Source organism: Cohnella pontilimi (assembly GCF_005049045.1).
In the GTDB taxonomy this organism is placed as follows: Bacteria; Bacillota; Bacilli; order Paenibacillales; family Paenibacillaceae; genus Cohnella; species Cohnella pontilimi.
The window spans coordinates 48,154-62,069 of the sequence record NZ_SUPK01000004.1 but is presented as its reverse complement, the minus strand read 5'-3'; the positions used below and the strand labels follow the sequence as shown (position 1 = coordinate 62,069).

General features: G+C 53.5%; 11 protein-coding genes. 10 read left to right on the top strand and 1 reads right to left on the bottom strand.

The annotated features are described in order from the left end of the window. Positions 1-83: 83 nt before the first annotated feature. From E5161_RS09165 to E5161_RS09130, 8 genes are read left to right on the top strand one after another with little or no spacing between them, the layout of a single operon-like run. Positions 84-3,014 carry an extracellular solute-binding protein gene (locus E5161_RS09165; protein ID WP_136777425.1) on the top strand — a complete coding sequence of 977 codons (2,931 nt, stop codon included), beginning with the start codon at positions 84-86 and terminating at the stop codon, positions 3,012-3,014. Between the two features lie 31 nt (positions 3,015-3,045). Next, complete coding sequence (locus E5161_RS09160) at positions 3,046-3,993, top strand: carbohydrate ABC transporter permease (protein ID WP_169306650.1); 948 nt, start codon at positions 3,046-3,048, stop codon at positions 3,991-3,993. 7 nt (positions 3,994-4,000) lie between these two features. Beyond that, on the top strand, positions 4,001-4,864 hold the full coding sequence (locus E5161_RS09155) for a carbohydrate ABC transporter permease (protein WP_136777424.1): 864 nt from the start codon (positions 4,001-4,003) through the stop codon (positions 4,862-4,864). 6 nt (positions 4,865-4,870) lie between these two features. Beyond that, the gene (locus tag E5161_RS09150; protein WP_136777423.1) at positions 4,871-6,364 is read left to right on the top strand and encodes an NHL repeat-containing protein; all 1,494 of its coding nucleotides are present in this window, start codon (positions 4,871-4,873) and stop codon (positions 6,362-6,364) included. Next, a complete protein-coding gene (locus E5161_RS09145) occupies positions 6,361-7,002 on the top strand; it encodes a YIP1 family protein (RefSeq protein WP_136777422.1) in 642 nt (213 codons plus the stop codon). Before E5161_RS09150 ends, E5161_RS09145 begins: the two co-directional genes overlap by 4 nt. Positions 7,003-7,012: 10 nt before the next feature. Next, on the top strand, positions 7,013-9,271 hold the full coding sequence (locus tag E5161_RS09140) for a DUF5696 domain-containing protein (protein ID WP_136777421.1): 2,259 nt from the start codon (positions 7,013-7,015) through the stop codon (positions 9,269-9,271). Beyond that, positions 9,268-10,152, top strand: a complete 885-nt coding sequence (locus E5161_RS09135) for a carbohydrate ABC transporter permease (RefSeq protein ID WP_136777420.1) — start codon at positions 9,268-9,270, stop codon at positions 10,150-10,152. The genes E5161_RS09140 and E5161_RS09135 overlap by 4 nt, the downstream gene beginning before the upstream one ends. A gap of 5 nt (positions 10,153-10,157) precedes the next feature. Beyond that, positions 10,158-11,102 carry a carbohydrate ABC transporter permease gene (locus E5161_RS09130; RefSeq protein WP_136777419.1) on the top strand — a complete coding sequence of 315 codons (945 nt, stop codon included), beginning with the start codon at positions 10,158-10,160 and terminating at the stop codon, positions 11,100-11,102. A 54-nt stretch (positions 11,103-11,156) separates the two neighbouring features. Here the strand turns inward: E5161_RS09130 and E5161_RS20760 are convergent, their stop codons facing one another. After that, the gene (locus E5161_RS20760) at positions 11,157-11,471 is read right to left on the bottom strand and encodes a hypothetical protein (protein WP_169306649.1); all 315 of its coding nucleotides are present in this window, start codon (positions 11,469-11,471) and stop codon (positions 11,157-11,159) included. 1 nt (position 11,472) lies between these two features. On the opposite strand from E5161_RS20760, the gene E5161_RS09125 reads away from it, so the two are divergent. Both E5161_RS09125 and E5161_RS09120 read left to right on the top strand, forming a co-directional pair. Next, the gene (locus E5161_RS09125; protein ID WP_169306648.1) at positions 11,473-12,657 is read left to right on the top strand and encodes an ABC transporter substrate-binding protein; all 1,185 of its coding nucleotides are present in this window, start codon (positions 11,473-11,475) and stop codon (positions 12,655-12,657) included. A 170-nt stretch (positions 12,658-12,827) separates the two neighbouring features. After that, positions 12,828-13,904 (top strand): Gfo/Idh/MocA family protein, encoded by a 1,077-nt coding sequence (locus tag E5161_RS09120; RefSeq protein WP_246042159.1) that lies wholly within the window; start codon positions 12,828-12,830, stop codon positions 13,902-13,904. Positions 13,905-13,916 lie beyond the last annotated feature (12 nt).

The following is a 13,916-nucleotide window of genomic DNA, read 5'->3' as shown; positions in this document are numbered from 1 at the left end:
TCGATCTATAATTGCAGCTTCTATGAATCTCCCAAATTGTAAACGTTATCAAAAAGGGCTACGAACAAGGGGGAACACCTGAAATGAACCGTAAATGGACAAAAAGACTCCTGAATGTGCTCATAATCGCAGTTCTTTTAGCCGCTGCTGTTTATTTTTATCCATCAAAACGTTTTGACAAAAATGCGATGGCGGGCATCCCCGACTATTCGAATATAGATCAAACTTCCATGCTGGAAGCCGATGATATCTCTACCAAGTTGGAACCGTCCTATACGAGATATTTTGAACAGTTACAGAAAGAAGGCAAGTCCGACACAGAGGGAGTCGACATCCGCATTCCTTCCTCCCAAAATTCCGGCGTCAGCCCGGCGGGTACAAGAGAAGCCGATTCGCTCGGCGGTCAATCCGGCAAAGTTGTCGTACTGGAGGCGGAAGACAGCTGGATCGAGTTCAGCATCGACATTCCCCGGGATGGGTTTTACCAAATCGGCATGAGCTACTATCCGATAGAAGGAAGACGATCCGCTCTTCTTCGGAACGTGCAAATTGACGGGAAGTTTCCTTTCTTCCAAGCGAAGCGGATGGTTTTCCAACGGATGTGGAAGGAAGCCGGCCCCACTTGGACAGACAACCAGGGCAACGAATACAACCCGGACAATATAGAGGTTCCCGGCTGGCAGTACAAGGACTTCCGCGACGCGGACGCCAAAGTCAGCGAACCGTTCCGTTTTTATTTGAGCCAAGGCGTACATACCGTACGAATTAACAATCTTCGCGAGGCGGGCGCTATCGGGGAACTGAGCGTCCACTCACCGGTAACTCCTCCAAGTTACGAGCAAGTTCGACAGCAATATGATCAGCAAGGGTATCACGCAACTACCGGTCAATTCATCAAAGTTCAAGCGGAGCAGGCTGTTCTGAAATCCGACCCGACATTGCGGCGCATTGAAAACCGGGAACCGCTGACCGAGCCGTACAACAGCAATGGAATCGTGCTGAACGCCTTCGGAGACCGGGCATGGAAAACCGGCGGTCAGTGGGCGGAATGGGAATTCGATGTACCCCAAAGCGGGCTTTACGAGATTGGCGGCCGCTTCGGCAGCTGGTGGCTGAACGGTGTACCCGTCGAACGGATCGTGACGATCGACGATAAGCTCCCCTTCAAGGAAATGAACAGTCAGAAGTTTCCGTACAAAGAAAAATGGCAGGTCGGAAGTTTATCCGACAAAACCGGCAAACCGTTTCTCTTCTATCTCGAGAAAGGAAAGCGCCGGATCCGCATGGAAGTGCAGATCGGTTCTCTCGGCTCCGTTTTCGACAAGGTCCAGGACGTTTCACACAAAATGTCGCTGCTGAGCCGCGAGATCATTTTGTACACCGGCACGAATCCCGACCCGAACCTCGATTGGGAGCTGGACAAGAAAGTCACGAATCTGGTGCCTCGGCTCCGGCTCATGGCCCGCGAAATCGACACCGCCATGAACGAAATGATCGACCTGGGCGTGTCGGAAACCAGCTCGAGCATCAGCCAGCTGGGCATGACGCGGGATCAGCTGCTGCATATGGCCGACAACCCGGATACGATTCCTTCACGGCTGGATGCGATGACGGAGACGCAATCTTCGCTCGGTTCGTGGATCAATTCGCAAAGCGAACAAAGCTTGGATCTTGACTGGCTCGCCGTCAAATCGCCGGACGTACAATGGCCGTCTTCTGAAGCCGGCTTCTTGAAGAAAACTTGGCATACGATTCATGACTTCGCGTTGTCTTTCCGCCACGATTACTCCGGAATCGGCAACATCTACGATGGGGACAAAACGTTGGACGTGTGGGTGGCTCGCGGCCGGGATTGGGCCATGATTATCAAACAGCTCGCGGACAACGATTTCACGCCCAAAACCGGCATCAAGGTGAACGTCAACGTTATACCTGTCGGTGCGATGAACCTGCTCATGCTCGCCGAAACGTCCGGCAAAGCTCCCGACGTCGCTTTGGGCGTCGACGGCCAAGTGCCCATCGATTTCGCGATACGGAATGCCGTGGTGAATTTGAACGAATTGCCGGATTACAAGGAAGTCGCCGGAAGATTCCGTCCGGGTGCTCTCATTCCTTATCGGTTCAACGGAGGAGATTACGCGCTTCCGGAAAACCAAAATTTTAACATGCTTTTCTATCGGAAAGACATTTTGCAGCAGCTTGGCATTACCAAAGTTCCCGAGACGTGGGAAGAAGTCATGGACATTATTCCGACGCTGCAGAAGCACGGGATGGACTTCTATTATCCGCATGCCGACGCCATCAGTGAGTTTGCGCCTTTCCTGTTCCAGAACGGCGGGGACTTCTATAAGGACAACGGGAAGACGTCCGATCTCGATTCCCCGGAGGCGCTGCAGGCTTTCAAAATGTGGACCGGACTGTTCACCAACTACAAGATCAGCAAGCAGGCCAACTTCTACAACCGCTTCCGCAGCGGCGAAATGCCGATCGGCGTCGCCGACTACTCGACTTACCTGATGCTCTCGACGGCCGCGCCTGAATTAACCGGCTGGTGGGGCATGAGCCCGATGCCCGGCATCAAGCAGCCGGACGGCAAGATCAACCGCTCGACCGGCGGCATGTCGCAGACCGGCATGATTTTCAAAAGCTCGGACAAACAGCAGCAGTCGTGGGACTTCTTAAAATGGTGGACCAGCGCGGACATCCAGGAGCAGTTCGGTACCGAGCTCGAATCCATTCTCGGCGTCGAAGCCCGCTGGAATACGGCCAATGTGGAAGCGATCAATCGGCTGCCTTGGCCGTCCGAAGACCTTGCGGCGATTTTGGAGCAATGGAACTGGTTCCGGGAGAGAGAAGTCGTTCTCGGAGGTTACTACACGAACCGGTATGTGGATAACATTTGGAACCAAATCGTGCTGAGCGGCCAGAACCGGCGCGAGGCCGTCGAAGACGGAGTCAAGGAAATCAACAGGGAACTCCGCAAGAAACGGGAAGAATTCGGTCTCGATCAATAGCCGATCCGGCAGCTAGAGGTGAAACGGTAAAATGGCGCAAACAATGGTAACGGAAACCGTACCGGTCTCCCGGCCCGGGCGAGTGAAAACTCTTCTTCAAGAAATGGTCAAAAACAAAATCTCCTACTTGTTCATGGCTCCTTTTATGCTGCTGTTCTTGGTCTTCACCGTGGCCCCGGTCCTGACTTCGATCGGTTTGAGCTTTACCTACTACAACATCCTGGAAGCTCCGCGATGGGTCGGGCTCGGCAATTACCGGCTCCTGTTCGTCGACGACGACGTGTTTCTGATCGCCGTCTCGAACACGATTAAGTTCGCTGTCGTCACGGGGCCAGTCAGTTATGTCCTGGCATTTCTCCTGGCATGGCTCATCAGCCAGATCCCGGTCAAGTATCGCTTTATCTACACGTTCTTCTATTACACGCCGGCGATTACGAGCGCCGTGGCCATGACGGTCGTCTGGACGTATCTGTTCTCCGGCGACCGGTACGGTCTCATTAATACATGGCTGATCAAGTTGGGTATTTTGAATGAGCCTTTTCTGTGGCTGCAGGATGTGCGGACCATCATGCCCGTCCTGATCATCGTCAGCTTGTGGATGAGTATGGGGATCGGATTTCTGTCTTTCCTGGCCGGCCTTCAGAATGTATCGAAAGAATTATATGAAGCCGGAGCGATCGACGGGGTGAAATACCGGTGGCAACAGCTGTGGTACATCACGATCCCGTCGGTGAAACCGCAATTGCTGTTCGGGGCCGTCATGCAGATCGTGTTCTCCCTTCAGGTGTTCGACGTGAGCGTGCAGCTCGCCGGGATGCCGAGCCCGCTGTATGCAGGTCACACCATCATGACCCACTCATTCGACTATGCATTTATCCGGTTCGAAATGGGCTATGCCGCTTCGATCGCCGTCGTCCTGTTCCTCCTGATGGTCGGCTTGAACCGGATGGTGTTCAAAGTACTCGGGAGTAAGGAGTGAACGGGCGATGACCACCATAGTAAAAGGCAGACGGATCGACTGGGGCGGCCTGTTCCTGTACGTGTTTCTGACGTTGATGGGGTTCGTCATGCTCACCCCTCTCGTGTACATGGTATCTACGGCATTCAAGCCGATTTCTGAGCTGTTCTTGTTCCCGCCGCGATTTTTCGTCATGAATCCGACGCTGAAAAACTTCTATAGTCTGTTTCAGGCATCCGGCACGACAATGGTCCCCTTCTCGCGCTACATCTTCAACAGCTTGGTCGTGTCCATGGTGATCGTCGTGGGGGGTGTTCTGATCTCGGCATTGGCGGCTTATCCGCTGAGCAAGCACGATATGCCGTTCCGCAAGGCGATCTTCAATCTCGTCATCCTGGCGCTCATGTTCTCGCCTCAAGTGACACAAATTCCGCAATACATCATCATGAGCAAAATCGGATTGATGAACACCTATTTCGCACTCATTCTTCCTTATCTGGCTTATCCCATCGGCCTGTTCCTGATCAAACAGTTTCTGGATCAGATCCCGGATGTGCTGCTGGAAGCCGGCAAAGTGGACGGAGCGAAGGAATGGACGATCTTTTGGCGGATCGTCATGCCGATGCTTAAACCCGCGTGGGCCACACTGTCGCTGTTTATCTTCATTGCGGCATGGAACGACCCGTGGTCGTCCGCCGTGTACACGACGACAGAGGATATGAAAACGCTGCCGTACGCCCTGACCACAATCAGCGGAGGGGCAAACGCCATCGCCACGGTCGGCACGGTGGGGGCGGCAAGCCTGCTTATGATCGTTCCCACAGTTATTGTGTTTGTCGTCACGCAAAAAATGGTGCTGGAAACGATGGCCCATTCGGGGATTAAGGAGTGAGCCGCGATGAAAAAGACGATCCGTACGCTTTTGCTGGCCTCTTTGTCGCTTACGCTTATGCTGCTCGCTCTGCCGGTGTCCGCCAAATCCCCGTATCCGGGGTACGTTTATGACCCCAACCAACGAACGCCGGCATCGGTTAACGGTTACCAATACTCCGATTCCATCGACGGTTACCAACTCCCGACCGGACCTTTCGACACCATCGAGGATCTGTTCGTGGCGGATGACGATACGATTTACATCGTCGACAGCGGTAATAACCGGATCGTTCGGATCGATAAAAACAAGAACGTCCTGCTGACCTTCGGTGATCAAGAGGGCAAAGGTTTGCTGAATACGCCCAAGGGGGTTTTCGTTGCGAAGAACGGCGAGATCTATGTCGCCGATACGGGAAACCGCCGAATCGTCCATTATGACGCCAAGGGCAGCTTCATTCAGGAATTCCTAAAACCGGACTCCCCGCTCCTCGGAAAAGATTTCATTTTCTCGCCATCCAAAGTGGTGGTGGATAAACGGGGATACCTGTTCGTCGTCAGCGAAGGGGCCAGTCAAGGCTTGCTCCAAATCAGCCCGGAAGGACGGTTCGCCGGATTTTTCGGAGCCAACCATCTCAAATGGAGTCTTGGCCGGTTTCTGGTGAAATTGATCGCCACCAAGGAACAGAAGGACCAGATGGCGAGCGAGAAACCGCCGGAATTCTCCAATCTTTTCGAGGACACGGAAGGTTTTTATTACACGACGTCGGTTGGCATTCATATCAATCAGGTCAAACGCCTCAGCACCGTTGGAGTCGATATTCTGAACGGAGACGGAGAAGGGGGCTCTAAAGAAGAGAACACCTACGGAGACTACGACCTGCCGACAATCAACTATACGCCCGCGTTCGAATCCTTCGTAGACGTTACAGTAAGCCCGGACGGTTTAATTACCGCTCTCGACAGCGTGACGGGCAAAGTTTTTCAGTACAACCAGATCAAGACGATGCTCTTCGTGTTTGGCGGAATCGGGGATCAGAACGGTTTGTTTCAGGCGCCGAGCAGCATCGCGGAAACGCAGGACGGCACGATTTACGTCGCCGACAAGGGACGCAACCGGATCGACCGGTTCAAGACGACACCGTTCGGGGACAAAGTGCACGAAGCTTCGCTGCTGCATACGGACGGCAGATACTTACAGGCACTGCCTATCTGGAAAGAAGTGCTTCGAATGAACGCCAATTATACTTTTGGCTACTCCGGCATCGGCATGGCGCTCGTTAAACAAGAGAATTACTTGGAAGCGATGAGATATTTCAAACTCGGCAAAGACAAATACGGCTATTCGGACGCTTTGGCTCGATACCGGAAAGTTTTTCTCCGGCAGCATTTCGGGCAGATCGCTTTCGGCGTCATCGGCTTGTATCTCGCCTGGAAAATCGGCCGCTTTATGTATCGGAAGAAGAAGACGGGCGAAAGGAAGCTTCACGGTAAAGCTGCAAAGGAGGGCCTCAACGGATGAACACTTATAGCTGGGCGCTCCGGTCGCTGAGACACCCGCTCGATTTCTTTTACGATTTTCCCTTGATCGACCGGAAAAAAAAGCTGCTATATGCGGGGATCATTATTCTTTGCGCCGTTGCCGCGAGGGTGATCTCTCTGCTGATTACAGGTTTTGCTCTGCAAACGCAAGCTCCCTATCAGGTTTCCGTGCCGGTGGAAGCCATGTGGATCATCGTTCCCTGGCTCACTTGGTCCGTATCCAGCTGGGGAGTCAGCACGATTGTGGACGGAGAGGGCAAGTTCATCGACATTCTCGCCACGAGCGCTTTCGTGTTCGTTCCCTATATCCCGCTCTCGCTCGGAATAGCGGGACTTAGCAATCTGATGACTTTGAATTTCGACTATGACACGACCGGAAATCCGAATACCTTATACGTTTCCATGCTCGTCTTCATGTATTTGTATCTGTTTCTCCAATTGTTCCTGCATGTGAAAGTGCTGCACGATTTCGAATTCAAGAGAACGTTCTGGGTCATCGTGCTGTCGATCATCGGCATGTTCATCATTTGGTTCGTGGGCCTTCTCCTTTTCGGCCTGATCAACCAGGCGATCTCGTTCGTTATTACCGTTTATAAAGAAATCATGTTCCGGCGATAGGAGGAAACAGATGAAGATCGTACGCAAACTGGCAGGATCCGTCATCGTGCTCGTTCTCCTCGTCGCTTTCTTCAACGTGATCAGCAAACCTCCCGCACTCGTCAGGCAAGGGGGGCTGCTGGATAAGGATCAGGAGGAAGTCAAAGAGCTTGAGGAATTCAAAGCCGGCAATGCGGCTTTGGAGAACAACCGTTTCAAGCTTTCCATGGACGGCAAATACGGAAGCTTTACCCTTACAGATAAAACATCGGGAAAGGTCTGGTCAAGCTTTCCCGAAGCCGAAACGCGCAAGCTGCCGAGCAACAACAAGCGTTATGTGCGCTCTCCGGTGTTCGTCCGTTACTCGGAAGGCAAGGAGACCGTCCAAACCTATCCGTTCAAAGAACAGGGCACGCTTTCCGTGAAGCGGGAGGGCGACGCGATTCGGATGGATTATAACCTGAAGAAGATCGCAGTCTCTTTCAGCGTTGTTCTGCGCCTCAAAGAGGACGGTTTCGAGATGACGGTTCCTTTTGGATCCGTCAAGGAGGGCAGCCAGTACCGTCTGATTTCGATAGAGCCTCTGCCCTTCTTTGAAGCCGCTTCCGAGAACGACAAAGGCGCGGTCGTTCTTCCTGACGGCTCGGGTGCTCTGATCACGTTCACGAAGGATCATCCCAGATATTTCAATTCCTACAGCCAATCAATTTACGGCGGTGACCATGCCTTCCCATCCAAGGTATTGGACAAAACGTCTCAAATACCGACGGAAAATGTAAGTCCCTGGCAGCAGGAGCAAGTTTCCCTTCCCATCTTCGGCCTCTATAAGCAGAACCAAGCTTTTCTGGGCATTGTGACGCAAGGCGATCACGACGCCAAGATCAATGCGGTACCTTCCGGGATCCGTAATATCAAGCTCTACAGGACGGATGCGGAGTTCATTTACCGCTATGACGACTTGGTCTACTTGGGTGATCGCGGTGAAGTGCCGCTGCTGCAAAGCCGTTTTATACCCGGAGACCGGCAGGTTCGGTATATCTTGCTGAACGAAGACAAAGCCGGCTATGTCGGCATGGCGCAGACTTACCGCGACTATCTGGTCCAAGAGAAAGGGATTAAGCGGGTAGAAGAGAAGTCCGTTCCCTTCCAGCTCCGGTTGCTCGGCGGAGTCAAGCAAGGCGAAGTCATCGGTACGTCGTTCGTATCCATGACGACATTCGAGCAAGCCCGAACCATCATCGACGAATTGATGAAGCAGGGGATCAAGTCGCTGGAAGTCACTTATGACGGCTGGTCCAAGGGCGGGGTTTACGGCTCCCAGCCCCGGCATTTTCCGGCGGCGTCTCAGCTTGGAGGCAACGGCGAACTGAAGAAATTGGCCGCTTATGCCAAGGACAAAGGCGTCCGGCTGTTCCTGAAAACGAATTATGTGCGCGTCGATGCCGAGGAGAGTGCCCTTAAGAAATCGAGCGACGCGATCCGGGGGCTTAACAAGGAGTACATGAAATCGTTCGATCCGCGCCGCACCACCCGGCAGCCATGGGGAATCGGATACTACTTTCTGCGTCCGGACAGGGCTTACGGCAAATACGTGACCAGCGAGTCGGAACACTTCGCGGATGTAGGCGTTCAGGGCGTACAGCTGGGGAATATGGGCAGTTATCTGTACTCCGACCCCGGCTCATCCAAGCCGCTCAATCGCGAGGACGGCATGAAGGCTTGGACCCAATCGCTTGACCTGCTGCGCCGAACGACCGGAGCGTCGGCCGTGGATTACGGATTCGGATATGTGCTTGGACACGTGGACAGAATCGACGATATTCCGCTGGATTCCAGCCATTTTCTGTACGCGGACCGCACTGTACCGTTTTATCAAATCGCGATTCACGGACTTATACCTTACACAAGTTCTCCGCTCAACTTGAGCGACAACCTGCAGACCGATTTTCTGCGTGCTGTGGAATACGGAGCGATGCCTTCCTACGAACTGACTTATGAGGAGACTTCCAAACTGCAGCGTTCTTGGGAAGACAATCTGGTCAGCTCCTACTACAAAGATTGGATGCAGATTTCAGCTCAGACTTACAAACGCGCAGCCGATGCTCTGGACCGGGTGAAGGATATGACCATTACAGGGCACGAACAGTTGAGTCCGGATGTGTATCGAACGATTTACTCCGACGGAACACAGATCATCGTGAATTATGGCAGCAAACCGTACAATGCCGGCGGAGTAAGCGTTCCGGCGTCGGATTACGCGCTTGTTGCAGGTAAGGAGGGCCGGGGATGAAGAAACCTTTCAAAATCTCAATGCGCGGCAGGCACATTCTCGAAGGGTATTCCTTCATCTCCATCTGGGTCGTCGGTTTTCTGCTTTTTCTCGCGGTGCCGCTCGGTCGGTCGCTCTACTTCGCGTTTCACCGGCTGGAAATCACGGCAAACGGACTCAAGGCATCACCTAACGGATTCCAATTTTTTCGTGACGCTTTCACCGTTGATGTCGGTTTCACGCCCGCTTTAATCCATACGATGACCAACCTGGTGCTGCACGTCCCGCTCATTCTCGTATTCGCCATGTTCAGCGCGTTGCTGCTGAACCGCCCATTCGTCGGAAGACTGGCGTTCCGCTCGATTTTCTTCCTGCCGGTCATCATCGCCTCGGGTACGGTTTTGCAGAAGCTGTTGGATCAAGGAGCGGCCACGCTGCCGATCTTTCTGCAGTACGATGTGGCGAACAAGCTGAACGATTACGTGCCGACTGCCGTGCTGCTTCCTTTGCTGAGCATGATGGATTCGCTCACCTTGGTGATTTGGGATTCCGGCGTACAAATTCTCATTTTTCTCGCCGCCTTGCAGTCGGTGCCGGTCTCCTTGTACGAAGCCGCCGACATGGATGGCGCAACCCCGTGGGAAAAATTTTGGAAAATTACGCTTCCAATCATTACCCCGATGATTCTTGTCAACACGCTGTTCAGCATCGTCAACTCCTTCACGGAGATCCGCAACAGCGTCATGCAGTACATCCAGATGATCGCGTTCGAGAAAAACAATTACGGATACGCTTCCGCACTCGGCTGGATCTATTTCGTGATCATCTTCCTTATCATTCTGATTGTGCTCTACATTTTCCGAAACGCCGGCTCCAACAACTACAACCGGGAAGAGAGGTGACGAGCATGCTTGGCGAATGGAAAGAAACGGTTCGGATGTTCCCGATGCGCAAAGCCCGGAGCTTCGGCTCCCATCTGTTCCACTACGCGATCCTGCTCAGCCTGTCGTTCGTCTTTGTCTACCCGATGCTCTATATTGTGAGCCAGTCTCTCATGCAGGTGAACGACATCGCGGATGCAACGGTGCAATGGATTCCCAAAGAATTGAATTTCGAGCATTTCCGCTTTGCGTTTGACCGTCTGCATTTCTGGCGCAGCTTCATGAACAGCACCGTCACCTCGCTGGGTGCGGCGCTGCTGCAGATTATAAGCTGCGCGATCGTCGGGTATGGGTTCGCCCGGTACCGGTTTCCCGGATACAATGTGCTGCTTGGGCTGGTATTGTTCACTTTCCTGGTTCCTCCGCAGACGATCGTCGTTCCTCTGTATATGTTTTTCAGCGATTTAGGGTGGATTAACACCTATCTGCCCTTCCTGGTGCCAAGCGCATTCGGCCACGGTCTTCGCGGGGCGCTGTTCGTCTTGATCTTTATCCAGTTTTTCCGGGGACTTCCCTATCAGTTGGAGGAATCGGCACGGATCGACGGTGCGGGAGCGTTCCGCACGTTCCGCTCCATTATGCTGCCTTTGGCCGGACCGGCGATGCTCGTCGTCTTCCTCTTCTCCGTAGTCTGGCATTGGAACGACGTATTCGAGCCCAATTTGTATTTCATGGTTTCGGAGCATTACAACTTGCCGCAATCTTTGATGATTCTAAATGCTCAGGCCGAACAACAGCTGTCGGAGGCGCAAAAAATGATGGGCGGTGCCATGCTGACTTCGGTCCCGACAGGCTATAACCGCAACATGGCCGGCGCGTTGCTCACCATTCTGCCCCTTGTCATTCTGTACGGCTACGCCCAGCGTTACTTTGTGGAAAGTCTGGAGCGCACCGGGATCGCGGGCGAATGACCGGCGGGCCGCTTGAGAGGGGGAATGCCTATCGTCTAGGCAAAGCCGCGGAGTTCAGATTTTAGAATGAAGATCCACTGTGCTTACCAATTCTTGTGAGAGGGTGTAAGGGTCAATGAAAAAATCATTTGTACTGACTCTGATTGGTATTTTCGCACTCATGATGGTTCTTAGCGCTTGCGGAGGATCGGGGAGCAATTCCGGTTCCCCGTCGGCTTCCGGTTCATCATCGCCCGCGGCATCCCCATCGGCATCGGCCAGCGCTTCATCGTCCGATGTTTCTGCGTCTCCTTCCGCTTCTGAATCGGAAGCATCCGAATTCCCTCCGCTGCCGGAAGAGCAGAAGAAGGACATTTCCGGTGAAATCACCGTGTGGTCCTCTTGGGAATTGAAATCTCTCAGCACGTTCTTCAACAACACATATCCCAACGTGAAAGTGAATAACGTCGTCATGCAGTTCGACGAGCTGCACAACAAACTGAAAACCGTGCTTGCCGCCGGCAAAGGGGTTCCGGACGTCGTCATGGTCGACGGCTCCAAGATGGGCGAATTCAACACGATCGACGGCCTGGAAGATCTGCTGCAGCAGCCGTATGACGCGGGCCGCTATAAGCCTTTCTTCGCGGACTCCCACTGGCAGCGTTTCGAATCCCTTGACGGCAGCAAGCTTCTGGCGATTCCGTGGACGACTCCGCCTGCGCTTTCGTTCTATCGCGCGGACGTGATGGACGCCGCGGGATTCCCTTCGGATCCGGCAGAATTCGGAGAATACATTCAAGACAAAGACAATTTCATTAATCTCGCGAAAACACTGGCGGCCGACAAGAAGTACGTTTATGACTACGACACCACGATCGTCAATGTCATGACGAGCGGCGTCGGATTTTTCGACCGCGACCTGAACTGGGTCCGCAACACCGACCAATTCGTCACCGCACTCGATACGGCAAAGGAAATGAAGAAAGAAAAGCTGGCTTCGAACATCAACTTCTATGACGATAAAGGTGCTCAAGCGATGGCGAAAGGCAAGACGGTCATGTTCTACTCCGGCGACTGGGGAGTTTGGGACATCGACGGGAAGGCCAAAGACACCAAAGGCAAATGGCGCGTGACGAACCTGCCGTTCGGCGTGTATGGCGGCATGGGCGGCGCTTCGCTGGCGATTCCATCCGCAGCGAAGAACAAGCTGGGCGGCTGGGAATATATCCGCCTCAACATCCTGGGCATGGACAACAGCAATAAGGAAGCCATTCAATGGAGCAACCCGACGGGATTCCTGCCGGCATTCGACCTGGCGAAGACGGAAGAGAAGCCGCTTGAAATTCTCGGCGGGCAGAAGCCGCTGATGATGTACAAAGAGCTTGTGAAGAATATCCCGCTCAACATCCCGACTCCGCTCGATGCGAAAGCGAACGACATCTGGAACAAAATGCTGCAGGAAGCGATCGACAAAAACACCGATTCGCACACGGCGCTGCAGCAAATTCAAGATGCCGTGATGAAGGCCGTAAGCAAGGACAGAGATGCGCTTCTCACAAAGATGGGCAAGAAGTAAAACATTTCACAAGGCAAGAAAGGTTGAGAGGCAGCCTGCATGCGCGGGACTCGTGCTTTGTGTCTATGCATTTTCAGCCGACACGGGTCCCGTGAGCTGCTGCCGTTCCGAACCGCCAAGCAGAAGCCGCCAGGTTTTGTCATGTTACAGTTATGAAGGAGTTGTACACCTTGAGACGATTAAAAGTAGGTTTGATCGGATTGGGCGAAGTGGCGCAGATCACTCACCTGCCGATTTTGGAGAATTTGGCGGACCGATATGAGATTGCCGCTCTTTGCGACATTTCCCCGAAGCTGCTCAAGCTGCTCGGTGAAAAACACCGCGTTGCGAATCTGTATACAGATGCCCGGCAGCTCGCGGAGCAAGCGGATCTCGACGCCGTATTCGTACTCAACAGCGACGAGTATCACGCGGAATGCGCGATTCATGCGCTGAACAACAAAAAGCATGTGCTGATTGAGAAGCCGATGACACTGAATCACGCGGATGCCGATGCCATGATTCGCGCACGCGATGAAGCCGGCGTCCAAGTCATGGTTGGATATATGCGGCGTTATGCCCCCGCGTTTACCGAAGCGCTGGAGGAGATCCGAACGCTCGGCCCGATCAAGTACGCGAGAATCCGTGACATCATCGGCCAAAACCGGTTGATGATCGAGCAATCCAGCACGGTGCACCGTTTCTCGGATATTCCCCAGGAAGCGATGAACGATCGCTGGACGAGGCGCTCCGCCATGATCAAGGAAGCGATCGGAGAAGTTCCGCAAGAGATCTACAATGCCTACGGGCTGCTTGCCGGCTTGAACAGCCACGACCTGTCGGCGATGCGGGAGCTGCTCGGCATGCCGAAACGCGTTGTGTCCGCAACCCAGTGGAACGGAGGCGGCTACATTACGGCCATTCTCGAATTCGACGGTTACTATGCCACGTTCGAGACCGGTGTGGACGACCAGCGCCGTTTTGACGCGCACATCGAAGTGTTCGGGCAAACCAAAACGCTGATGGTCCAGTACGATACGCCCTACATTCGGCACTTGCCGACCACGCTGAGCGTGAAAGAGACGATCGGCGAAGCGTATCACGAGACGGTGAAACGCCCGACGCTGAAAGATCCGTATACGGTGGAGCTCGAACATTTCTACGATGTGGTGACCCAAGGTGTCAAGCCGAAGACGACGCCGGAAGACTATAAGGACGATCTTGTTTTGTTCAAAATGATAACAGACGCTTTACTCCAAAACGCTTAATTCACGGAGGTT

Bases quoted from the DNA above. Each gene is read 5' to 3' on its own strand.
- E5161_RS09165 (WP_136777425.1), top strand. From the start codon at position 84: ATGAACCGTAAATGGACAAAAAGACTCCTGAATGTGCTCATAATCGCA.
- E5161_RS09160 (WP_169306650.1), top strand. From the start codon at position 3,046: ATGGCGCAAACAATGGTAACGGAAACCGTACCGGTCTCCCGGCCCGGG.
- E5161_RS09155 (WP_136777424.1), top strand. From the start codon at position 4,001: ATGACCACCATAGTAAAAGGCAGACGGATCGACTGGGGCGGCCTGTTC.
- E5161_RS09150 (WP_136777423.1), top strand. From the start codon at position 4,871: ATGAAAAAGACGATCCGTACGCTTTTGCTGGCCTCTTTGTCGCTTACG.
- E5161_RS09145 (WP_136777422.1), top strand. From the start codon at position 6,361: ATGAACACTTATAGCTGGGCGCTCCGGTCGCTGAGACACCCGCTCGAT.
- E5161_RS09140 (WP_136777421.1), top strand. From the start codon at position 7,013: ATGAAGATCGTACGCAAACTGGCAGGATCCGTCATCGTGCTCGTTCTC.
- E5161_RS09135 (WP_136777420.1), top strand. From the start codon at position 9,268: ATGAAGAAACCTTTCAAAATCTCAATGCGCGGCAGGCACATTCTCGAA.
- E5161_RS09130 (WP_136777419.1), top strand. From the start codon at position 10,158: ATGCTTGGCGAATGGAAAGAAACGGTTCGGATGTTCCCGATGCGCAAA.